This window comes from Marinobacter fuscus, assembly GCF_003007675.1.
Classification (GTDB): domain Bacteria; phylum Pseudomonadota; class Gammaproteobacteria; order Pseudomonadales; family Oleiphilaceae; genus Marinobacter; species Marinobacter fuscus.
In genome coordinates this window covers 60936-84268 of record NZ_PXNP01000109.1, presented here as the reverse complement: position 1 = coordinate 84268, position 23333 = coordinate 60936, and the positions used below count along the sequence as shown (strand labels likewise).

The 23333-nt window shown below is 57.8% G+C and carries 19 protein-coding genes; 15 read left to right on the top strand and 4 right to left on the bottom strand.

The window, feature by feature from the left end:
- Window positions 1-75: 75 nt before the first annotated feature.
- From C7H09_RS17465 to dinG, 5 genes are read left to right on the top strand one after another with little or no spacing between them, the layout of a single operon-like run.
- On the top strand, window positions 76-738 hold the full coding sequence (locus C7H09_RS17465; protein WP_106765521.1) for an MlaA family lipoprotein: 663 nt from the start codon (window positions 76-78) through the stop codon (window positions 736-738).
- A 23-nt stretch (window positions 739-761) separates the two neighbouring features.
- Window positions 762-2249: a DUF3336 domain-containing protein gene (locus tag C7H09_RS17460; protein WP_106765123.1), complete on the top strand. Its 1488-nt coding sequence runs from the start codon at window positions 762-764 to the stop codon at window positions 2247-2249.
- Between the two features lie 5 nt (window positions 2250-2254).
- A complete protein-coding gene (locus C7H09_RS17455) occupies window positions 2255-3973 on the top strand; it encodes an ExeA family protein (RefSeq protein WP_106765121.1) in 1719 nt (572 codons plus the stop codon).
- Between the two features lie 3 nt (window positions 3974-3976).
- Window positions 3977-4729, top strand: a complete 753-nt coding sequence (locus C7H09_RS17450; protein WP_106765119.1) for a general secretion pathway protein GspB — start codon at window positions 3977-3979, stop codon at window positions 4727-4729.
- On the top strand, window positions 4729-6918 hold the full coding sequence (gene dinG / locus C7H09_RS17445) for an ATP-dependent DNA helicase DinG (protein ID WP_106765117.1): 2190 nt from the start codon (window positions 4729-4731) through the stop codon (window positions 6916-6918). The genes C7H09_RS17450 and dinG overlap by 1 nt, the downstream gene beginning before the upstream one ends.
- A gap of 241 nt (window positions 6919-7159) precedes the next feature.
- On the opposite strand, the gene C7H09_RS17440 is transcribed toward dinG, so the two are convergent.
- The gene (locus C7H09_RS17440; RefSeq protein WP_106765115.1) at window positions 7160-9886 is read right to left on the bottom strand and encodes a winged helix-turn-helix domain-containing protein; all 2727 of its coding nucleotides are present in this window, start codon (window positions 9884-9886) and stop codon (window positions 7160-7162) included.
- A gap of 238 nt (window positions 9887-10124) precedes the next feature.
- On the opposite strand from C7H09_RS17440, the gene cysB reads away from it, so the two are divergent.
- Complete coding sequence (gene cysB / locus C7H09_RS17435; protein ID WP_106765113.1) at window positions 10125-11102, top strand: HTH-type transcriptional regulator CysB; 978 nt, start codon at window positions 10125-10127, stop codon at window positions 11100-11102.
- A 78-nt stretch (window positions 11103-11180) separates the two neighbouring features.
- Here the strand turns inward: cysB and C7H09_RS17430 are convergent, their stop codons facing one another.
- Window positions 11181-11906: a phosphoadenylyl-sulfate reductase gene (locus C7H09_RS17430; protein ID WP_106765111.1), complete on the bottom strand. Its 726-nt coding sequence runs from the start codon at window positions 11904-11906 to the stop codon at window positions 11181-11183.
- A gap of 207 nt (window positions 11907-12113) precedes the next feature.
- On the opposite strand from C7H09_RS17430, the gene thrH reads away from it, so the two are divergent.
- Window positions 12114-12728 carry a bifunctional phosphoserine phosphatase/homoserine phosphotransferase ThrH gene (thrH, locus tag C7H09_RS17425; RefSeq protein WP_106765108.1) on the top strand — a complete coding sequence of 205 codons (615 nt, stop codon included), beginning with the start codon at window positions 12114-12116 and terminating at the stop codon, window positions 12726-12728.
- 43 nt (window positions 12729-12771) lie between these two features.
- On the opposite strand, the gene pabB is transcribed toward thrH, so the two are convergent.
- Window positions 12772-13962, bottom strand: coding sequence for an aminodeoxychorismate synthase component I (gene pabB, locus C7H09_RS17420; protein ID WP_420844199.1), 1191 nt, complete (start codon window positions 13960-13962; stop codon window positions 12772-12774).
- Window positions 13963-14319: 357 nt separating this feature from the next.
- Between pabB and C7H09_RS17415 the strand changes: the two genes are divergently transcribed.
- Together C7H09_RS17415 and C7H09_RS17410 are read left to right on the top strand one after the other, a co-directional pair.
- The gene (locus C7H09_RS17415; protein ID WP_106765106.1) at window positions 14320-14880 is read left to right on the top strand and encodes a hypothetical protein; all 561 of its coding nucleotides are present in this window, start codon (window positions 14320-14322) and stop codon (window positions 14878-14880) included.
- A gap of 152 nt (window positions 14881-15032) precedes the next feature.
- On the top strand, window positions 15033-15968 hold the full coding sequence (locus C7H09_RS17410) for a DUF6160 family protein (RefSeq protein ID WP_106765104.1): 936 nt from the start codon (window positions 15033-15035) through the stop codon (window positions 15966-15968).
- A gap of 135 nt (window positions 15969-16103) precedes the next feature.
- Here C7H09_RS17410 and C7H09_RS17405 read toward each other — a convergent pair whose 3' ends face one another.
- Entirely contained in the window at window positions 16104-16718 is a 615-nt protein-coding gene (locus C7H09_RS17405; RefSeq protein WP_106765101.1) for a hypothetical protein, read from the bottom strand.
- Window positions 16719-16950: 232 nt separating this feature from the next.
- On the opposite strand from C7H09_RS17405, the gene C7H09_RS17400 reads away from it, so the two are divergent.
- The 6 genes from C7H09_RS17400 (at window position 16951) to C7H09_RS17375 (ending at window position 23329) form a co-directional block, all read left to right on the top strand.
- Entirely contained in the window at window positions 16951-17973 is a 1023-nt protein-coding gene (locus C7H09_RS17400) for a DUF58 domain-containing protein (protein ID WP_106765099.1), read from the top strand.
- Window positions 17970-20051 (top strand): transglutaminase TgpA family protein, encoded by a 2082-nt coding sequence (locus C7H09_RS17395; RefSeq protein WP_106765097.1) that lies wholly within the window; start codon window positions 17970-17972, stop codon window positions 20049-20051. Before C7H09_RS17400 ends, C7H09_RS17395 begins: the two co-directional genes overlap by 4 nt.
- On the top strand, window positions 20044-21075 hold the full coding sequence (locus C7H09_RS17390; protein ID WP_106765094.1) for a DNA polymerase III subunit delta': 1032 nt from the start codon (window positions 20044-20046) through the stop codon (window positions 21073-21075). Before C7H09_RS17395 ends, C7H09_RS17390 begins: the two co-directional genes overlap by 8 nt.
- A gap of 66 nt (window positions 21076-21141) precedes the next feature.
- Window positions 21142-21492 (top strand): PilZ domain-containing protein, encoded by a 351-nt coding sequence (locus tag C7H09_RS17385; protein WP_106765091.1) that lies wholly within the window; start codon window positions 21142-21144, stop codon window positions 21490-21492.
- A 12-nt stretch (window positions 21493-21504) separates the two neighbouring features.
- Window positions 21505-22425, top strand: a complete 921-nt coding sequence (locus tag C7H09_RS17380) for an alpha/beta fold hydrolase (protein WP_106765089.1) — start codon at window positions 21505-21507, stop codon at window positions 22423-22425.
- Window positions 22418-23329 (top strand): DUF4892 domain-containing protein, encoded by a 912-nt coding sequence (locus tag C7H09_RS17375; RefSeq protein ID WP_106765087.1) that lies wholly within the window; start codon window positions 22418-22420, stop codon window positions 23327-23329. The genes C7H09_RS17380 and C7H09_RS17375 overlap by 8 nt, the downstream gene beginning before the upstream one ends.
- The last annotated feature ends 4 nt before the right edge of the window (window positions 23330-23333 follow it).

Here is a 23333-nt window from a genome sequence, read left to right as displayed (position 1 = left end):
ACGGCGTTTTTGCTGTGTGCGCCGGTGCTGGCGGCGAACGCCCAGAACCTGCAGGAGCCCGCAGATTCCAGAGCCATGCCTGTGAGCGCCGAGGACCCTTACGAAAGCTGGAATCGTAAAGTTTTCACTTTCAACGATACCATTGACCGCTGGGTGCTGCGCCCGGTGGCAAAGGGCTATCGCACAGTCACACCGGATATCGTCGATCGCGGTGTCAGCAATTTCTTCAACAACCTCTCTGAGATCCGGAATTTCACCAACAGTTTGTTGCAGCTCAAAGGTGAATCAGCCGTAGTCGCTTTCGGCCGGTTTACGTTTAATACCGTGTTCGGGCTGGGGGGCATTTTTGATGTCGCCAATGCATTCGACTTGCCCGAACGGCCGGAAGACTTCGGTCAGACATTAGCCACCTGGGGGGTGGATTCCGGTCCCTATCTGATGCTGCCATTGCTCGGGCCCTCAACACCCCGCAACTTCGGTGGCATGCTGACCGACGGATTTATGTTGCCGTCGGCCTGGAATACCGTGGACAGCCCCGAGTGGTATTACCTGCGAGCCCTGCAGATTGTCGACAAACGAGCAGATTTAATACCGGCCGAGAGCTTTATTTCCGGCGACCAGTACACGTTTATGCGCAATGCATTTCTCCAGCGTCGGGAATTTCTCATTAACGATGGTAAAATCAAGGATGATCCATTCGCGAGCGATGACGACGAACTGATGCTCGAAGATTTCTGAGGTGGTATGCCAGGAGGCGCCCGTTGATCACAGACCCGAGGATATCCCGGTTTCGCAAGATGCTGGCGCAGGCTGGCACCTACGAGCAATGGAAGGCGGCTGCGCTTGAGCTGGATTTCCTGGAGGGTAATGCCGACTGGAAAGAGGATTTCGCCTCAGATCTCTACCACTACGAGCTCATCTACGACCGCCTCAGTCACCTGAAACAGTATCGGCAGCAAAACGACTTTGATCGCCTGAAACGGGCGCTTCGTGAAGGCCTGCATCACGACCTGGGCAATATGGGCAACCCTGCGCTGTACACGCGTTCCCGGGTAGGTACCAAACACCTGATTGAAGAGTACATCACCCAGGTGTGTGAATCCCTGGACTTTATTTGCGATCACCCGGTGCCAGGGTTTCCGGTTTACGATAAGCTCCAGTTCTTCCGCGATACGCTCACCAGTTATGGCAGGCCTGCGCTGCTGCTCAGTGGCGGAGCCAGTCTCGGCATGTTCCATTTCGGAGTCATCAAAGCCCTGTGGGAAAAGGGGTTGTTGCCGCAGGTTATTGCCGGATCCAGCATTGGAGCCATTATTGCCGGTATTCTCGGGGTGCATACCGATGCCGAAGTGCCGGAAATGCTGGTGCCCGAAAACCATAACCTCAAGGCCTGGAAATGGCGTGGACTGCTTAGCGCTATGCGCGGTAAGGGGTTAATGGACCAGGACACCCTGCGCCGTTGCCTGCGCGAGAATATAGGCGACTACACGTTCGAAGAAGCGTATCAGCGCACAGGCCGGAGCATTAATATCAGTGTGTCGCCGGTGCAGGCGCACCAGAAGGCGCGCTTGCTATGCGGGTACACGTCACCGTATCTGCTGGTCTGGAGTGCAGCGCTGGCGAGTGCCGCAGTGCCAGGTATTTTTCCGCCGGTCACTCTGATGAAAAAAGACCTCGGGGGCAATACGCTTCCTTACATGCCGCGCCTCAGGTTTGTCGATGGTTCTGTGGTCAGCGACCTGCCGATTGAACGGCTGATGCACCTGTACGATGTCAATTTCACCATTGTCAGCCAGACCAACCCCCATGTAGTACCGTTTCTGACCGATCGGGGGCAGGACGAAAAGCTTTCCCTGGCCAACCTGCCGGGGCATCTGTTCAAATCGGAAGTCCAGTTTCATGGCCAGGGGTTGTTTGATTACCTGCGCAAACGGGTGCGTCCGGAGTTGCTAAGGCAGCTCTCCGGTCAGATGTACACCATTATGGCCCAGCGTTACTATGGCGATGTCACCATCGCCCCCCGCTATTCAATGAAGCATTTTCAGCGGATGCTGGCCAACCCAAGCCCGGAGTATGTCCGCGAGATGATTCTGGAGGGAGAGCGGGCAACCTGGCCCAAGATCTCCATGATCCGGTCTCACGCCCGGATTTCCAAAACATTGGAGCGGTGTGTGCGGCGTCTGAAACATCAGAACCGGCGGGCGGCAGAGTTGCGCCTGGTTCATGATGCTATGCCAGGCAGGCCCTGAGCACCATGTACTACGACTTCTTCGGCTTTCGGGAGCCGCCGTTCTCCATAGCGCCAGACCCGCGCTACCTGTACCTGAGCGACCGGCACAAAGAGGCTCTCGCCCACCTGATGTACGGAGTTCAGGGGCAGGGCGGATTTATCGTGATCACCGGTGAAGTCGGCACCGGCAAAACCACCGTGTGCCGCTGCTTTATTGATAACGCCCCCGGGCATGTCGATATTGCACTGGTGCTGAACCCGCGATTGTCTGCCCGTGAACTTCTGTCCGCCGTGTGTGACGAGTTGGGCATTCCACATCAGCCCGATGCCAGTATCAAGGTTCTGGTAGACGGCATTAACGAGAGTCTTCTGGCTGCCCATGCCGCGGGCCGCCACAAAGTGCTGATTATTGATGAGGCCCAGAATCTCTCAGCGGATGTGTTGGAGCAGTTACGCCTGCTGACGAACCTGGAAACCTCTGAGAAAAAGCTTCTGCAGATCGTTCTGCTGGGGCAGCCGGAGCTGAAACAGATACTGGCGTTGCCGGAATTACGTCAGCTGAACCAGCGCGTCACCGCCCGCTATCACCTGGATGCTATTGATCGGGATGAGTTGCCCGCCTACCTGCAGTACCGGCTGGGCGTAGCGGGCATGCGAGGCGAGGTGTTTACGCCGGGTGCCGTGCGCAGGCTCTATCGGGCCAGCCATGGTATTCCGCGGCTGATTAACCTGATCAGTGATCGGGCGTTGCTGGGCGCCTATGCCGAAGGTGAGCATCTGGTGTCGGCTGTTTTTGTGAAGCAGGCAGCAAAAGAAGTCGGACATCAGTCGTTGGCGGCCAGCCCGGTAAAAACTGCACCACTGACTGGCAATGGCTGGATAGTGGCGGCCCTGGTGGCGCTGGCGGTACTCGGTACGGTCTGGCTTTTCTCGCCGGAAATCGGGCAGAACAATGCAGAGGTGGTGGCCCGGAACGACAGCGTTGCGTTTGCCGGGCTTGTTGAGCGTGAGCCTTCGGGCAGTGACGCAGAGTCGCTGCCGGTGCAGGATGGCGCAGAGGGTGACGAGTTGGTCGCTGAGCCAGCGCCCGAGCCAGAGCCAGAACCTGCCCCGATGTTCCGGTTCGGTCAGCATACCCAGAGCCTTGCCGGGGCTTTCGAGCAGTTGTTTGGGCTCTGGCAGGTCGAATTCCAGCGTTCCGGCAATCCTATCGCCTGCGATTACGCCACTTCGGTGGGGCTGTCTTGCCTTGAACGCCAGGGCAGCCGCCGCAGTCTGGAGGCGATTAATCGCCCCGCCATTCTCGAATTGCGGAATTCGGAGGGGCAAACCGGGTATGCGGTGCTCGCAGGCATGCAGCAAGGGGAGGCGCTGTTGATGACGGGGCTCGGTAACCTGTCCGTGCCCTTCAGTGCTATCGAGCCTTTCTGGTACGGCGATTTCCGGGTGTTATGGCGCCTGCCGGAATACCAGACCGGAGAAGGCCTTTACGGCGACAGCTCGGGCGAGCAACTCTGGCTGGGCGCCAGAATGATGGCGCTTGCCGATCAACTGTCGGTATCCGGGCAGGAGGCCGAACGGGTGAAACGGCTGGAAATGACGGAGCAGGTTCGCTGGTACCAGCGGCAGCGGGGGTTGGTAGTAGACGGGATACCCGGCGCCATGACGATCATCCAGATTAATAACGACCTGGCAGCGGATATCCCGAAGTTACGTCCGGCCGTGGCCAAGGGTGACGGGTAGGCTATGTCGTATATTCTTGATGCGCTGAGGAAATCTGAGGCAGAGCGCCGGCAGGGCAAGGCCCCGGATCTCGGGCAGCAGATGCAGGTTGTCTATCGGCCAAAGAAAAAGCCGGTATCCGCGATGTTGTGGGTGGCACTTGCACTTCTGGTGAACGCAGCGGTTTTAGCCTATGTTTTCTGGCCGGGCCAGAACCGAGTGCCTGAGCCCGTGCCGTATGGGAATCTCGACAATCCGCAATCGGCATCCAGTGAAGCGGCACCGGTGAGTGATCCGGAGCTGGCGCTTACCGAACCATCGCCTGTTTCCGGCAGCCAGCGCGGTGTTGATGCGACGGATGCTGCAAAGTTAGCGGTTCGCGATACTGAGCCGTTCCCGGCTGAACCGATGGCTCAGGAGCCCGTGGTGGTTGCACCGGCTTTCGAGGCGCCTGCCGTTATTGTACCCAGCCGATCCGCAGCGACGCCTGAAAACACCCCGGGCTTGACGCCGGCGATGCCACAGGGCAGGGTGCCGCACCTGGTTGAGCTACCCCTATCCTTTCAAAAGAGTGTTCCGGATTTGACCTTCAACAGCCATATTTTTTCGTCCGACCCGTCAGCCAGTCGGGTCATGATCAATGGCCATTATCTCAGGCAGGGCGACCGCTTTGGTAATCTGGTTGTCGTCAGAATTACAGAAGACGGTGTTGTTCTGAGTAAAGACGGCCGCTATTTTCGCGTTGGCACGGTGCGTGACTGGGTGAGCCCGGGCTAATGGCGCTTACAGATGACGTAAAACAGAAAATCCAGCAGGCCTACCGGGATGTTCTTGCCGGAAAGGAGGTGCGTGCCCGCTATGGGCAACGCCTGATGATTGCAGAAATCGCCCGTTACATGGGCGAGATCACTGAAAGCGACGGACTACGTACGTCACCTCCGTCTGCCTGTGTGGTGGAGGCCGGAACCGGAACCGGTAAAACGCTGGCTTATCTGATTGCTGCGATTCCTGTCGCAAAGGCGCTGGGGAAAACACTGGTTATCTCAACGGCCACGGTGGCGCTTCAGGATCAGATCGTTCTGAAAGATCTGCCGGATTTGCGCAAGCACAGCAAACTCGATTTCACCTGGACACTGGCCAAAGGCCGTGGCCGTTATTTGTGCATGTCGAGGCTGGAAGCCCGGCTCCACGATGAGGGCCATGGTGACAGTGATACCATGCCCCTGTTCCTGCTGGATCAGCCGATAGACGATGAAGCACGCAGCCGGGCAACGTTCGAGAATATGCTGGCCAGCTATGGTTCACGCGAATGGGACGGCGACCGCGATCACTGGCCGGAACAGATTCCGGACGAAATCTGGCGGCAGGTGACCACGGATCATCGGCAGTGCACCAACCGCCACTGTGCCTACTTCGACAGCTGTGCGTTTTTTGATGCCCGCAAAGACCTGGATGATGCGGATGTGGTGGTTGCGAACCACGATCTGGTACTGGCGGACCTTGCCCTTGGCGGAGGTGCCATCCTGCCGGAGCCGGAAAACGCCCTGTTCATATTTGACGAGGCTCATCACTTACCTGATAAGGCGCTCAACCACTTTGCAGCCTCTGTACCGCTGAACTCCACACGGCAATGGTTGAAACAGCTGTCTCAGGCCCTGGTTAAAATGCAGCCCTGGCTGCCAGCAGGATCCCAGGCCAGTAAAGCCGTCGAGAAAATGAGTCTGGCGGGGCGGGATCTGGATCTGGCCCTGGCTCGCGTCTACGAGGAAGTTGAGCAGAACACCGGTTGGGATTTCAATGAGGAGCGCCGCAGCGCGCAGTGGCGGTATCCCGAGGGTGCTTTGCCCGAGGTGTTGGCAGAGCTCGCGGGCGAGACCCGCATCGCCACGGCAGGCTTGTGCCGGCACCTGGGTAGCCTGGTTGATGAACTCCAGAGTGCCTTCGATGAGCGAAAGGATCCTGAGCTGGACCGGGATACCGCAGATTCCTGGTACCCGGTGATTGGTGCTTTTCACGCCAGGGCTGAAGATCAGCTACGGTTGTGGGTTTCCTGGAGTGAGGGCCAGCCTTCACTGGAAGCGGATGACGCTAAACAAGAGCCGTCACCGGCGGCATCCGTTGCCCGGAAAAGTCCGCCAGCGGCCAGATGGGCCGTGCGCCAGCGTTGGGATCATGCCGAAGATATTACCCTCTACAGCTCTCCGGTGCTGGCCGATAACCTGCTGTATTCGCGTCTCTGGTCTCGGGCTTACGGTGCTGTACTCACCAGCGCTACGTTAACGGCACTGGGCCGCTTTGACCGGCTTCGGTCCCGGGCAGGTCTTCCCGAGGCCAGCCGCTATCTTGTGGTGCCCAGCTCGTTCCGTTACGCCGAGATGGCCACCGTTGAGGTGCCTGCCATGGGCGCTCTGCCTACCGATGACGGTTTTGCCGATGCACTGGTGCAGCGCCTGCCGGAGCTGTGGGCCGGGGAAAAGGCTACCTTGGTGCTGTTTACCTCGAGGCGGCAAATGCAGCAGGTGAGAGATGCGCTGGCCCCCAATTTCCCGGAATTGATCCTTACGCAGGACGACATGGCCAAGAACGAAGTTCTGCGTACACACTGCCTCCGGGTAGATGATGGCAAGCCGAGCGTCCTGTTCGGTGTTGCCAGCTTTGCCGAGGGCATTGACTTGCCCGGGCGGTACCTGCACCACGTTGTGATTACCCGCCTGCCGTTCTCGGTTCCGGACGACCCTATTGAGGCCAGCCTGGCTGAGTGGGTGACCCAGCGCGGTGGCAATCCGTTTATGGAAATCACGGTGCCAGATGCGTCGGTAAAGCTGGTTCAGGCCGTTGGGCGTTTGTTAAGAACCGAGCAGGATACTGGCCGGGTGACCATTCTGGACCGGCGTATAGTGGCTCGCAGATACGGTCAGCTATTGCTGGATGCGTTGCCACCGTTTCGACGGGTCATCGAGCACTGAGTTGTGGGGCAGGGTAAAAAAAAGAGCCAGCTTCGGGGAAGCGGCTCTTGTTGAAGGGCTCTTTCGAGCCTGGGCGTCATACGAACGCGGAACAAGAAGTCTGAAGGCCTGAAGTTCAGAGTTCCGGGCAAGGCCAGCGCCTCACCATGGTTTTATATTAGGGGCAACAGGGGCGTAGACGGATCGTCCAAAGGGCGTAGCGGCGGGGCGTAATAAGGCCTAATTGTGACGCAGATCACATCTATGCAGGGTTATCCAGTAGCTTCAGCTCCCTCGCCCTGGCCAGAGCCTCTGTTCGCCGGCCTACACCCAGCTTGCTGTAAAGATTGCGGATGTGTGCTTTCACCGTCGCGGGCGCTACGCTCATGCGCTCGGCGATGTCTTTATTTGCCAGCCCCTGATGGATCAACGACAGCACTTCCTGCTCTCGCTGGCTCAAAGGCTCGACCAGTGAGCTGCTGCTCCCGGCCTCACTGCGTCCAGTTTGCGCGGGCTCCATCAACGTGTTGTCTTCTGCCTGAGCTGCTTCGGCCCGGAGCATCGCAAGCAGCTCCCCGGACCATCGTCCGGACTGAAGGAGACCGGGCCGCTCGGCCAGCCTGGCCTGCAAACGCGGGCTTTCTTCAGCGAACAGTCTTAGAAAGCCCGCTTCCTCGGCCCTTTCAAGGGCCTCATCGAGGGCCTGATCCGCGCTGTCCTCCTGGTTATCTACCAGGTATGCCTCGGCCGTAACCAGCAGGATTTCGACGAGGTGACGGTGATGCGCATTTTTTTGAGTGTCTGCCCTCAGCGGGGAAAGCGTGTTGATGGCGGCTTTGCTGTTGTCTTCTGCAATTTGCACCCGCGCCAGCGAGATCAGGTTCTGTTCCCGGTTAAGCGGATTGCGGGCAGCAGGCTCCAGCGCGGGGGTCAGGCAGGCTCTGGCTTTGCGAGGGTGGCCACATGCCAGGTAACAACGTGCAAGCAGTGCAGCCGCCGCGGGAGGTTCGAAAACAATATGTTCCCGGCGGCGTTGCCCCGTCGCCAGGGCATCCTCCAGTGCCTCGATGGCCTCTTCGTAGCGGCCCTGACTGAACGCGAGATGCCCGCGGGCATACTGTATCACCACGTGCTGACCGGGCTCTGTTCCCTTGCTGACATGTTCGAGTAATGGGGCAAGATAGCTCCCGGCTGTGGTTAGCTGGTTTTTCTCCCGGTAGATTTCACACAAGGCACTGTTTTGCCAGCAGGAGATCAGCAGGGGGTGGCGGAAATCCGTGCAGTGCTCATCTACCCAGTCCCGCACCTGGCGGGTTGTCTCCAGCGCCACTGTAATATCGCCTCGGTTGTATTGTATCCAGGCCAGAAGTCCGCCGGATGACAATGCGGTGCTGGGTTTTCGTTCCAGCTTCCCGTAGTGAACCGCCGATTTAAGAGCCTCAATGGCATCGTCCAGAGCACCCTTACCGAAGTAATCGAGGCCCAGACCGTAAAAGGTGACAGACTTCAACGGAATACGAATCTGGTCGATATCCTTGAGCACTTGCCGGGTCAGGTCGGCGGCGTGCTTGTCATCATTGCGCGTGCGGGCCAGGTAGGAGCGGATCAGTGATATTTCACTCTGCAATGCAAGGGCGCCTTCAGCTTCCGGATGGGAGTCGGCGACCTGCCGATCCAGCAGATCCTCGGTATCGGTCAGCAGGGGCTCCAGCCCCTCAACCCGGTTGGCAAAAAACAAGGCCCAGACCCTGAGCATCTGTAACCGGGGGCTCCACTGCAACCGATCGGTGGGTATCAGATCCAGCCAGCTCAAGACCGGCAAATGATAACCGCCATGAATCAGGTTGTTGCCGTGTTCGCAGAGGGCCCTGGCCAGCATCTCGGCATCCTGGCGGTACACAATCAGCGAGAGCCCTTCGTGCACATATCCATGGTTCATGAACCATTCAATCGTGCGCAACTCGAGTGCTTTGGCGTGATCTGGTGCGGAAACCTGTATTCTTTGCAATAGTGCCTGGCGAAAAAGATCATGATATCGGAACCAGTGATTATCATTGTCCAGCGGCACCAGAAAAAGGTTCTGTGACAGCAGGTGCAGAAGCTGTTCCTGACTGTCGGCGGTCTGTCGAATAGCATCGCAGAGCTCGGCAGACAGTCTTGGACAACAGGCGGTTTCCAGCAGAAAGCCGACCTGATCGGCTGGCAGTTGCTGTAATACTTCTGTCAGCACGTAATCGGTAATCAATGGGTTGTCGGCTCTGACGACAGAGCCGGATGCCGAGGCGGCTGCCTGATTCTGGCCCGACAGGGCTGCCAGTTGCATGGCGGCCACCCATCCTTCAGTTTTCCGGAAGATGGTCTGGATATCGGAGTCTGATAACTCGAGCGCCATGGTGCCCTGAAAAAACGCCCTACACTCGTCTTCTGAGAAGGCCAGTAACCCCGGATGAATGTCCTGAACCTGTTGCCGCACCCGCCAGCGGGCCAGGGGCAGCGGTGGCTCGGTGCGGGAGGTGAGAGTAACCAGTACCTCCGGCGGCAGGTAATCTATAAACCAAGACAGTTGCCGGTGCAGTGCTGGCTTGCGGATAACATGGTAGTCGTCCAGCACCAGGCACCAGGCTTCGCCGGTGTCGGTCAAGCGGTTGAGCAGGGCCGTGATGAGAGGGGTGGCATCGTCGCCGTTCAATTGCGATAACTGGGCTTTGCATGCCTCAAGGCCAATCAGCCCGGAGTGTTCAAAGGCACCGATGACATATTGCCAGAACTGGTGAACCTGATTGTCCTGACCATCCAGAGACAGCCAGGCGGTGTGCGCACGATTGCCGGAACACCATTGGCTGACAAGCGTGGTTTTCCCATAACCGGCCGGTGCGACCACCAGGTTAAGACGTTTGGCCTGTTTTGGTTGCAACAGGGAGTCCAGCCGTGGACGCCGGACGGCCCGGGAATCCGGTGTTGGCCGTAGCAATTTTGTGGTTAGCAGCATGGCAGTCCGGGTGCTGGTTTTCTGGTGTATCGGATTGTCGGATTTGCGTGAAACAAGTCAAGTTCCGGAAACGCGAAAGCCGGGTTTTGGTCTACACTGAGGTAGAATGACACTGTATGCCAAAAAAGAATGAAAAAACTCCTTTTTATGCGTAAAATCCGGTATCAAGCATGTCAAGCAGACGACACAGGCCCGGGTGAGCCGAGCCAAGCCGGAAATTCAGGGAGCAACAGCGTTCATGAAATTACAACAACTTCGGTATATCTGGGAAGTGGCGCATCATGATCTTAATGTGTCTGCCACTGCTCAGAGTCTATTTACCTCACAACCGGGTATTTCCAAGCAGATCCGCCTTCTGGAAGATGAGCTGGGGCTGGAAGTGTTCGCCCGCAGCGGTAAACACCTTACCAGGATCACCCCCGGCGGCGAGATTATCATTCGCGAGGCAGGTGAGATCCTTCGCCGTGCGGAGGGGATCAAAAAAATCGCGCAAGAGTTCAGCAACCAGCGCAAGGGCGACCTGAGTATTGCCACCACGCATACCCAGGCCCGGTATGCCTTACCGCCGGTGATTAGTGGGTTTATTGAAGAATACCCGGATGTATCCCTGCACATGCACCAGGGAACGCCGATGCAGATCTCGGAAATGGCGGCCAATGGTGCGGTCGACTTTGCGATTGCTACCGAGGGCATGGATCTGTTTAACGATCTGATCATGATGCCCTGTTACCGCTGGAACCGGTGCGTGATTGTGCCCAAGGATCACCCGCTGGCCCAGGGGCAGGAGCTCACCCTGGAAGAGTTGGCTGAATACTCTCTGGTTACCTATGTATTCGGCTTTACCGGCCGCTCCAAGTTGGATGAGGCATTCCAGTCCCGCGGGCTGACTCCGAAAGTCGTGTTTACCGCGGCGGATGCCGACGTGATTAAAACCTATGTCCGCCTTGGCCTGGGTGTTGGCATTATTGCCACCATGGCCTTTGATCCCAAGGTGGATACGGATCTGGTTGCCCTCGATGCCAGCAAGCTTTTTCGTTCCTCTGTCACCCGTCTCGGTTTCCGTAAAGGTACCTTCCTGCGGGGTTACATGTATGATTTCATGCAGAGGTTTGCGCCCCATTTAACACGGGAAATGGTTGATCGGACAGTGGCCCATCAAGGCAGTCGTACCGAAATGCAGGCTTTGTACAAGGATATCGAACTGCCGGTTTACTGAGGCAGCCAGCGGAATCAAAAAAGCCCGCGTTGTCTGCGAGAGACAGGGCGGGCTTTTTTTAATACGAACACCAGGTTATCAGCCGGCTTTTCCGATCAGGTTGCCTGCGTGCAGGCCGCACTCCTTGTGGGTGGCCTCTTCCCACCACCAGCGGCCCTCACGTTCATGCTGGCCGGGGAGAACCGGGCGGGTGCAGGGCTGGCAGCCGATGCTGACAAAGCCTTGTTCGTGCAACCGGTTGTAGGGGGCTTCCGACATCCTGATGTAATCCCAGACCTCTTTTGAGCTCCAGTTGGCCAGGGGGTTGAATTTGATCAGAGGCTCGGTGCCGGTTGAAAATGCGGAATCAACTTGCACTACCGGTACATCGTTGCGGGTGCCCGGGCTCTGATCTTTGCGTTGTCCGGTTACCCAGGCGTCGAGCGTCTTCAGTTTCTTGCGCAGCGGGTTAACCTTGCGAATACCGCAGCATTCGCTGTGGCCATCTTCGTAAAAGCTGAACAGCCCTTTCCGGTTAACCAGTTCCTGCACTTCGGAAGCTTCCGGAAAAAGCACCTCGATGCTGATGCCATAGTGCTTGCGCACCCGGTCAATGAACTCGTAAGTCTCCGGGTGCAGTCGCCCGGTATCCAGGGTGAATACCTGCAGTCTCTCGGTCAGTTTGTGAGCCATTTCGATCAGGGCAACGTCTTCGGCGCCACTGAATGAAATGGCGATATTGCCGTAATGGGCCAGTGCGGCTTTCAGGATCGCCCGCGGGCTCTGATGTTCCAGCTCTGCTCTCAGGGAGTCGATGTCAGTCATAGCCATCCAGTCGGTGTGAATAACAGATGTCGCCAGCTTAACAGGAAACCTCTAATGCCATAAAGGAATGAGCATCTATATGTTTATTCCGGGAAGCATTGACTCAGCGCGATTCACGGTGCAATCAGGATCGGATTTTCATATCATACCCGGACTCTGGCGGGCGAACCTTTGCCCGAATCCAATCCAACCGTTCAGGAGACCGTTGTGGAACTCGCATGTCTTGACCTTGAGGGCGTACTTATCCCGGAAATCTGGATCGCCTTTGCAGAAAAAACCGGAATAGAAGAGCTCAAGGCTACCACCCGGGATATTCCTGACTACGATGTGCTGATGAAGCAGCGGCTTCGTATTCTGGATGAGCATGGTTATGGCTTGCCCGAGATTCAGGAAGTTATCGGCACACTGGATCCCCTGCCTGGTGCCCGAGAGTTCCTGGACTGGTTGCGTGAGCGCTTTCAGGTGGTAATCCTGTCGGATACCTTTTATGAATTTGCCATGCCGCTGATGAAGAAACTGGGCTATCCGGCGCTGCTTTGCCACAAGCTGGAAGTTGCAGAAAATGGCCAGATTACTAACTATCTATTGCGTCAGCGCGATCCCAAGCGCCAGTCGGTGCGGGCGTTCCAGTTGCTGAACTACCGGGTGATCGCAGCCGGTGATTCCTATAACGACACCACCATGCTGGGGCAGGCGGAAGCTGGCATTCTGTTCCATGCACCGCAGAACGTGATTGATGAATTCCCGCAGTTCCCGGCGGTGCACAACTTTGACGACCTGCGCCAGGAATTTCTCAAGGCCAGCGCTATTCATAGTGCCTGATTGATCGCGCCCTGCGGCCTGAACTACACAGGCCGCAGGGCGTTCAGTTAATCACCAACTCTTCCAGAAACCGCATCAGCGGCCCTACCTTGTCCAGGGTTTCCTGGTATTCGGAATCCGGATCTGAATCCGCCACTATGCCGCCGCCGCCCCAGCAGTGCACGGTGCCGTCATCACTGCAAAGCAGTGTCCGGATGGCAATGTTGCTGTCGAGTCGCCCGTCCAGCCCGTAGTAAAACACCGAGCCGCAGTAAGGCCCCCGCCAGTGGGGCTCCAGTTCTCTGATGATTTCCATAGCCCGGATTTTCGGTGCCCCGGTGATCGAGCCGCCGGGGAAGGCATCCAGAAACGCCTGAAAGGGTGACACTCCCGATTTCAGGCTTGCCCGGATGTGGCTGACCAGGTGGTGAACATTGCGATAGGACTCCAGAGCGAAGAGTTCATCAACGGTCACACTGCCGGGTCGGGCATTCAGCCCCAGGTCGTTTCGCAGCAGATCCACAATCATCAGGTTCTCGGCCCGGTCTTTCTCAGAAGACCGTAAGTCCCGGGCCAGGGCCAGGTCTGCATCAGGCGTATCGCCCCGGGGTCGGGTACCTTTGATGGGGCTGGTTTTCACTGTGCCGTTTTCTATCGCCAGAAAACGCTCGGGAGAGGCGGACAAAATCGAGTGTTTGCCCGCCCTTAGGAAGGCACCGTAGGGTGTGGGATGGCTCTCGGTAAGCGCTTGGTACGCAAGCCAGGGCGTGCCGCAATACTGCCCGGAGAAGGCCTGTGACAGGTTGGCCTGGTAGCAGTCGCCAGCGGTAATGTAAGCCTGCACCCGGTTCAGACTGGTTTTGAACTCCTCAGCACTTTGTCTTGCTGCAAACGGGGCGGTCATACGCCATTGCCGTGTCGGCGAGGGGAGCGGCTGTGCCAGCCATTGCACCAGCTTGTCAGTCACGGCTTCCGGGCACTTCGGGTGAACCCACAGGGTGCACGAACCCGTCTGCTGGTTTCGACTGGCGGTCCAGAGGTAGAGCCCGGCCTGAAACAGAGGCAGGGGGATCGGCTGGCGCAGTGCCTGCAGTCGCGATTCTTTCCAGTAGCCCAACTCGTAGCTGGCAAAGCCAATCCAGCCGCCTGCCAGAGCGCCCGGGGCAGCGCGCTGCGGGGCAAGGGAGGATCGATGCGCTTCTATTTGGTGGCCCAAGTGCTTCAGGCTTTCACGGTCGGAGACCTCCGTTGTCATTACGAGGCTCGAAACGGCTGCGCATGAAAAGCCGCTGAGGTTTCCTCTTCCCGGCCCGTCAGCGGTGCTTCCTAGAAATACAAAGTCAGGCTCTTGCGAGGCGTGCAGTTGGAGTTTCTTGTACTCGGAATGGGTTATCTGTCGGACGGTTGCCAACACCAGGGTAGCTCCGGAGATTTTTGGAGGAATGATAAACAGGGCACAAAACGGGCGTTGTCCTGCCCTTTGCTGCGCTGATCTAATAAAACGCGGCCTATTCAAAAGGCCATTTTAACCGAGTTCCGGGGGTACCCCCAGCGCAAATTAGATACGTAGGGTTGGCCCTGTTTGCCTACCGATAAAAAAAGGTGAAAGAAAATGACATTGACGAAAGCCTCTCTGATCTTGCTGGCCAGTTCAATCCTGTTCGGCCAGGCCCTTGCGCGGGAGCCCTCCGGCAACGGGGTACTCGATGACGGCAAACTTACCCGGGAAGAGTTGGCCGCCGCCATGCTCACAGCGGAACGGGATCTGTCCGGGATGCTGGAACAGGCGATAGACCAGGTTGAGGGTGATATGGCCAGTGCCGGTATCTTTGCACCGGCGGCCTGGATGGTGATGAAGGATCGGGAGTTGAAGAGCGTGAAGCTGTCGAGCGAGGCTGATCAGGCGCCGCCGTCAATCAAGGTTCAGATGTACCGGGCCAGTCTGAGATCCCTGGCCAGACATAACAGGATTGACGCGGTGCTCATTGTTTACCCGGGCACGATTACCAAAGACGGCGTTAAGGAGAGAGTTGTGGTTGTCGAGCATGAACATCGCCTGGGGGTTTCCGGCTTGAAGTTGATTCCGCTCAGTTACGAACAGTCCGAGGCTAGCTTTGGTGCTCCGATCGATCAGGACAAGGAGTTTCAGATTTTTTACGACGAAAAAGCGTGAGTGGACAGATTTGCCGGTTACTGCCGGAAGTGTGCGTTCATTCACGGACTAGGACTGTAAAACAATCTTAAATGGGGGTGTGAGGTTTACAGAACGTCACAAAAAATAAAACTCAGAAAATAATCACAACGAGTTTCCTCAAGGAGATAATAATGAAAGGCCTGAAAAAACTTGCACTTGCAACTGCCGTTGCTGCCGTTCCCTTCGCTGCGCAAGCAGACTTGAAAGCACTTGATGACTCCACCATGGGCAATGTCACCGGTCAGGCCGGTGTCACCATTGAGCTGGAAACTCGTGTTTCTATCGGCGAATTCACTTACACCGATGAAGGTACTTTCGCGGTAAGCGGCATCGAGCTTGGTGGTTCCACCGCCAGCGGCCTGGCGTCAGCAGCAGCTGCTCCAACCGCAGGCAACCTGCTTGACCGCCTGTCTATTGATATCGACGTTGAAGATGACGGCGATGCGATTATCCACGTTGCGTCCCTGGATGAAGACGCCAGCGGTAACCCGGTGCCGATTGACTGGGGTATCAGCGTTGATTCTATGTCGCTGCGCGGTAATGGCGGTGAGAACACAACTCTGGTTTCCGGTATGAAGGCCTGGGGTCTGCTAGGTGCGCTGGATATCCGTGTCGATACCGACGATGTTAGCGGATACGCCAATACCGGTACCTTGATGCTGGACGTGGCCTTCGATGTTCGCCAGATGGACTTCGAGGTTGATTTCCTTGCGGTGGGTATCACCGGCATGTCCATCACTGGTGCTGCGGCCGATGGTGATGCCATCGACTTTACGGTTCTGGACAAGGCGGATCCGGCCAACGCTTCTGAGGTTGCCCAGGACGCCCGGATGAGAGCTCTTGGCGCGGCAGGCTTTGCAATCGCTCGTCTGGATGTATACAAGGGTGATAGCCTCTACGCGTCTACTCAGGCCAATCCGAAGACTGAAGTACTTCGTGTAGATGTCAAGGATGTCCTGCTTGACGTTAACATTGCGGAGACCCGTATCGGTGGTACCAACATCGGTACTATCGGTATCGATAACCTGCACATCTCTGATACCCGCCTGGCAGTCTACGGTCACTAATCTGGCCTGATTGCTTGAACGGTTAATGCCCCGCTCTGCGGGGCGTTTTTCGTAGGGGAAGGCAGTCATCAGAGTCAGCCCAATAAAAAACGGCGGCCTTTACAGGTCCGCCGTTTTTTCAAATAATCAGAGTGCCTACTGATCGGGCACCTGAATCGACAGGTCAAATCCACCTCCGGGCCTGGGTATCAGGTTGACCGGCCCTTCATTGATGCCTTCCGGAACCTGTATCTGGTCAATGCCCGGTAGATTGCCAATGCTGAAATTCAGGTTCCGGCCATCAAACCCGATGCCTAGCTGATCATTCAGGAAAGTCTGGGCGAAGGGTTCGTCGGGTATCTCCGGTTGTTGTCCGAAGATGATGGGCAGGGTTCTTGGGGTAAAATCCGCTGGCGGCTGTACCCGGGCCAGCTCATCCACGGGCAGCAGAAGCGCCCTGCGGAGAAATTCTTCTTCCGCATCGGTCAGAGCATTCTGTTTGCCTTCTTCCAGATACCGCTGTAAAGCCTCACGATAGGCCTCTTCTTCAGCTTCTGTCAGAACGGGCTCTCCCGGTGAGATGGTTAACGACCGGATGACTTTTTCCCGCGCAGCCTGGGTAGCTTTCTGCTGCTGGCGTGGTACAACGATAACGGCAGAGTCTTTTACATAGGTGTCGACCATTTCATCGGATGTCATGGTTTGCACACCGGCAGCGACGGGAGTGATTACAGCGGTGCTGATGGCGAAAGCAAAGAGTTTGCGGCGCATTGTGGGTTACCTCATGCTAGACCTGTATGGAGTGGCGCAGCTGAAGGTACGGCGAAGGTCAGTACGCAATTTACTGAAGTATTCGGTTTGTCGGACATTATTTCAACAGTGATCTGGTCAGGGTGTGATCAGAATCCGCTGTCAGTGAGTAAAACCCGTTGATAAATGCCGCCCGGGCGGCCAGAGTCTTATGTTTTGTTGCACAAGCCGTTGTTCGGCTCCCAGAGGCAGGATGCGTAACCGTTTCAAACAGCGATGGAATACCTGGATCAATCGCAGGGTACCAAGGTCTGACAGCCAGACCCTCAGCCAGCGGAATATTTTTATTCTGCCGACAGCGGCGGGCGTGGTTTTTGGCATTTTGCTGCTGATCATGTTGATTACCGGCATCAACTATCAGAACAGCCTGATCTATCTGCTGACCTTTGGCCTGGGCGCACTGTTTGTCGGCGCCATGCATCAGACTCACCGCAACCTCTCAGGCCTGACGCTGGCCCTGGTCCGTGCGGGACAAGGGCAGGCGGGCGAAGAGATTCCTTTTGTGTTGCGGGTTACCGCAGCCAGAGAACCCGGGCTGGGGCTGGTTTTGTCGGTTCCGGACTCCCGGATAGCGGGTGTGCATGTGCCGCCCGGCGAGTTCCGCGATGTGGTTCTGCCGGTACCCTCGGCCCAACGGGGCTATTTGCGCCCCGAGCGTGTGCAGGTTGAAACCCGTTTTCCTTTCGGTTTGTTGCGGGCCTGGTCTTGGTTACGGCCCGCTACTGCCGGTGTTGCTTATCCACGGCCTGTTCCGGCCCCGGAAGCCTTTGGGCAACTGGAAGATGGCCAGCAGTTGGACGCCGCGAGGCCGGTTCAGGGGAGTGATCACGCCGATCTTCGCCCCTGGCGAGAGGGCGATCTTAGCCAGCGAGTGATGTGGAAGCGGTATGCCCGCTCCGGCCAGATGGTGGTAGCAGACTGGGAAGGTGAGCAAGGGAGCCCGCAGTGGCTGGATTTCAGTGCGTTCCCGGGCGTCGACACCGAGTTACGCCTGAGTTATCTGGCCTGGCTGGTGTGTGAGCGGGGGCAGCAATCGGCCCGCTTTGGGCTTGGTTTGCCCGGAGAAACCATTGAGCCCGATGCTGGCCCTGCCCACGTTGAGCGCTGCCTGCGAGCACTGGCGGTCTGGGGACAGCAGCCGCCACGGAGTTCCGGGAGTCTGGCACACGGTACCCGGAATACGGAGCTCACGGATCTGGCAGGAGATGCCCGATGAAGATCTGGCCAGTTCGTCAGCTTAGTGGCAACAGAAATCTCCCGCTTGGCGTCGATGCTTTGCCGGCTATCGCGCTTTTCTGGTTGCTGTGCAGTTTTGCCTTGCTGTTGATTCCGCAGTGGGATCGCCTGCCATTGTGGCTGTTGGGGGCCTGCGCGGTGCTTGCGGGGTGGCGCTGGTTTGCACAACAGGGTCGTGTCCGCCTGCCTGGACGACTGCTAAGAACCGCAATTATGCTTGGCCTTGTCGGGCTCTATATAGCTACGGTGCAGGGGCGTTTTACGGTAGAGACAGCGTCGTCTTTTTTTGTTCTTGCCGTTGGCTTGAAGTGGCTGGAAACCCGCACCAGCCGGGATTTCTATGTGTTGTTTTTTATTCAGGTGTACCTCGCCGCAGTCAATTTCCTTTTTAAGCAGGATATTTTGTGGGCGCTCGTCGTTTTCGCCGCCATTGGCTGTCTGTTGGTGGGGCTGCAAGTGCTTAATGCACCGGATTTGCCCCGGCAACTGCGCTCAGGCTGGAAGCGCCTTGGGCTTCTGCTGCTGAAGACCCTGCCGGTGGTGGTTCTGCTTTTTGTGTTCTTCCCCCGTTTGGCTCCGCTCTGGAGTGTGCCTTTGGTATCCGGGCAGGCCAGGAGCGGGATTTCTGATACCATGCGCCCGGGGGATATTTCCAATCTCGCACAAAGCAGTGCCCGCGCTTTCAGGGTTACATTTGGCGGCAGTCTGCCCGGCTATCCGGAGCGCTACTGGCGAGGGTTGATTCTGGATTACCTTGACGGAGAAACCTGGCGCCAGCGCGACCAGGATCCCATACGCCGGTTGGGTCGGGTGAATTTAGATGGTGGCGTGGGTGAGCTGGCGAGCGGTGAGTATGATGTGCTCATGGAGCCCACAGATCAGCGCTGGGCTTTTGCCCTGGATAACTCTGTCGCGGTCTCTGGTAACGTGTTCCGCACGCCGGAAAACCTGTTCCGTTTTGAGCGCCCAGCGGACAGTCCTATACGGTACCGGTTGGCACTCAGCAATGACACCAGCGTTGATCCGGGCAGTCTTTCAGAAGATGAACAGCGGCGTTACCTGCAGTTGCCCCGATCCGGTAACCCGAGGGCGCGGGACTATGCCCGGGAGCTGGCTTCCGGCAAGCGCCCTGTTGATGTGGTGAATACGCTGCTGAGCCGGTTTCGCACTCAGGCCTACTACTACACGCTGCGTCCGCCAGCCATGCCGCGGGATGGTATTGATGCGTTACTGTTCGATGAAATGCGGGGGTTTTGTGCTCACTATGCAGGCGCTGCAACCTTTGTCTTTCGCGCGGCGGGCATTCCTGCCCGTGTTGTGGTGGGGTATCAGGGAGGCGACCCCGGTGCGGGGGGGGAATACCTTATTGTTCGTCAATACGATGCCCACGCATGGGTTGAGGTATGGCTGCCCGGACAGGGGTGGGTGCGTGTAGACCCAACCGCGGCCATTGCACCCAGCCGGATCGAGTCCGGCTTGCGGGATGCGGTGGAAGAGGAGGGATCGTTTCTTGAAAACGAACTGACTTCTCCCCATCGTTACCGGGATTTCGCCGCCCTGCAATGGGCCGCGTTGCAGTTAGACAGAATCAACTATCAGTGGCAGCGGTGGGTTGTGGGATACCAGGGGCAAAGCCAGCTGGATCTGATGTCCCGGTTGCCGGGCGGTTTCGGCCTCAGGGAGCTCGGTTACCTCACTGCCGGTGTTATTGGGGCTGGCCTTCTGGTTGCGGGCCTTGTGTCGGCGCTGTCTTTGCGGAGGGGCGAAAAGAGGGATGCGTTTGGCCGGGTAATGCTGTCCTGGCAGCGCCTGTGCGAAGAGGCAGGAGTGCCGGTGAGAACGGGTGAGACGCCCTTTACTCTGGCACAGCGGCTGTCGGCAGCGCATCCGGAGCTTGGCAATACGCCGCAGCTTTTTGCCCGCGCAGCCAACTCCCATTACTATAGCGATCCACCATCAGGAACCCCTGGTGAGGATGTACAGCGACTCGCGAGACTATTAAAAACCATGAAACGACGTTTGCGCCGGGGTTCAGCCCGGGCTTCCGAGCATGACTGATATCGCAGCCACCATGCCCTGGCTTGAGCGGGCCTGGAGCAGGGTGCAGCACCGTCTTTCGCAGCAGCGGCTACCTCATGCCCTGCTGGTGATCGGTGAGCAGGGCGTTGGTAAGCGGGCCTGGGCCGACGCAGTTGCAGGATTGCTCCTGTGTGAGCGTCCTGTAAATGCGGTACCGGATCGACCGGTTGCCTGCGGCCAGTGCCGACAGTGTGAGTTGGTGGTCGCCGGGAGCCATCCGGATGTGAGAGTGTACGCGCCGGAAAAATCACGGGTGGTAAAAATTGATCAGATTCGTGCGCTCTCGTCGTTTGCTGTCGGATCGCCCCGGGTTGCGCATCATAAAGTGGCTATTGTTGACCGTGCGGATCAGTTGAATATCAATGCTGCAAACGCCTTGCTAAAGACTCTGGAAGAGCCTCAGGCAGACACCACTCTGTTGCTTTTGCAGGAAGCTGGCAGGCCGGTGCTGCCAACCATTCGCTCCCGTTGCCAATCACTGACAATTCCTGTTCCCGGGCCAGAGGAAGCTTCCGCATGGCTTACGGCGAGAGCTGGCTGTCTGGATGCAGCTGAACGGCCAGCATCCGCCGTGCTGGCAAAGAGTCTCTGGCTGGCGGGCAACGCGCCGAGGCTTGCGTTTGAATATGCAACCGGTGAGTATCCGGCGCTGCGGGATGAGGCGTTCGAGGCATTCCGGCAGTTCATGAAGGGGCAGGTGACCGTGGGTGATGCCGCAAAGCGCTTCAAAGCACTTGGGCTGGACGATACTCTCTGGTTGTTCGAGTCCTGGGCGGCGGATCTGGCCCGTTGCGGTGCCGGCGGTGAGGTATCAGACCCGGAGGCCGCTGATATGTTGGCCTATCTCGCCAGAACCAATCCACCCTGGCGGGCCCATGAGTTGCTCGATATGGTGAAAGAGAGCCGGAGCGCTGCCGTTTATAACGCCAGCCCGGAACTGGAGGCGAGCAGGCTGTTGATTGCCTGGCGGTCCTTGATGCCACGAAAGCAGCAGAGAACATGAGCGTTGATTTTCATCAGCTGCTATCATGTCGATATATCAGTAAATTAGCAGAAAAGGTGATCCATTATGGGGCTTGGATTCGGGGCTCGCAGCGGCATTCTGACCCTGACGATCAAAGACAAGGCGGTGCTCTATGCGGCTTACATGCCGTACATTCGCCAGGGTGGATTATTTATCCCGACCCAGAAGCAGTATCAGCTCGGGGATGAGGTATTTCTGTTGCTGAACCTGATGGACGAACCGGAAAAAATTCCAGTTGCGGGCAAAGTGATCTGGATCACGCCCAAAGGGGCTCAGGGAAACCGGGCTGCGGGGATCGGTGTGCAGTTCAACGGAGAAGATGAAACCGCCCGGACCAAGATTGAGTCTTATCTGGCGGGCTCTCTCAGTTCCGATCGCCCCACCCACACTATGTGAGGCCGCACAGGGATGGCGGATTCGTTGTTGTCAGGCAGTGTGCCAGGCGCTGATTCTCAATGTCGTGAGGCGCGCTGGCCATTGCAGCATATTACCCTTGCCGGCCTTGACTGGCCTGCCCGCCCTGAGGGCATTACCCGGCCACCGGTTCTGATGCTGCATGGCTGGCTGGATAATGCCATGACCTTTGCCAGGCTTGCGCCATTGCTTACCGGTGGGGCCGCATTGCATGCCATTGACATGGCCGGGCACGGTCACTCGGGCCACCGCCCGCCCGGCACCGGATATTGGTTGATGGACTATGTGGCGGATCTTTCGGAGTTGGTCGAGCGTCACTTCCCCGAAAGCGAGCGCTTTCCGTTGGATCTGGTTGGGCATTCCCTCGGGGGTATTATCTGTGCCCTGTATGCCGCGGCGTTTCCCGAGCGGGTGCGCAGGCTGGTCATGATTGACAGTCTGGGGGCGCTCAGTCGCCCCGCCCGTGAAACCATTCCTCAGCTCAGGCGCGCTCTGCTCAAGCGCCGTAACGGTTCCGCCCCGGCGGCCGTCTATCCCGACATACCCACAGCGGCGCGTATCCGTGAGGGTGGCCTCAGCCCGCTGACGCCTGAAGCCGCCACGACCCTGGTACCACGGAACATGAAGTCGTCCGGTGAAGGCTATGTGTGGCGCACGGATCCCCGGTTGCGCTATCCGACAGCGCTGATGATGACCGAGGAGCAGGTAAGGGCGTCTCTGGGGGCGCTAAAAGTTCCGTCCCTGTTTGTAAAAGCCAAAGAGGGCTTGCTGGCATCAAGAGACGGCACAGACTCACGGGCAGATCTCATCGAGAACCTGCTTACCATTCAAGTGCCCGGGGGGCATCACTGCCATCTTGATGGCGAGGTGGCTCCGGTGGCAGATGCCGTCAACAGGTTCCTGTTCCATGACTGAGCGCCGTATTTCAAAATGGTTATGGCCGGCATTGCTGGCTTTTGTTGTGTTCGTAACCCTGCCGGTGGTGGCCCGGGAGCTTCCATCCGGTCTGCCAGCCCCCTATCCGCAGTCGACCCTCGAAGTCTCGGTTGATATCCAATCTTCGGGGCACCTGGTGTTGTTCAGTCCGGTCAGGGAAATTCGCGATGAAATCCGCTCTGACGTCATGGCACGCCTGCCTGTGTCGGGGCAGGGCCAGTTGTTCGAACTCAACCGGGATGCATCACGGCAGGCTGCGAGGGCGCATTACCGTGATCAGCTCAGTGCTGCTGGCGCCTCGGTGCTGTTTGAGTGCACGGGTATCGCCTGTGGCCGGAGTAATGTCTGGGCAAACCAGATATTTCAACAGGCACGATTACTGGGGCGCGACGCCAACCAGGACTATCTGGTTACCGCCATCAGCGGATCAGATGGAAACAACTGGCTGACGCTGGTGTACACCGTCACCCGGGGCAACCTGAGAGAATATGTCTGGGTAGAGCATCTGGCGGTGCCTGAAAATGTCCCGATTCCCGGCTTTGCGGGTGGAGGCGGCCTGGTAAAGGGGCCGTTGGTTGTGCCCTGGCAGGGCGGTATTACCTATCGGTTTGATTGGTCGGCCAACGATCGCAGAACTTTGAACGACTGGGCGAATGGCAACGCCGACGTGATTATTGCCTCGTTCACCGGCGTGAACCCTGAAGAAAGTTTCGAAGCGGCACTGGAGCGTGCCCGGCGCGCCGCAGAGAGCCTGTCGGAGGTTCTGGCTAAAACCGGGGTCTCCCGCAGTCAGATCCGAATTGTGCCGGTGGGGCCTGCGGTAAAGGTCGGGGATGCAACCCGCCAGGGGGATCGCATTGAAGTACTGGTAATCAGGAGGTAGTGGG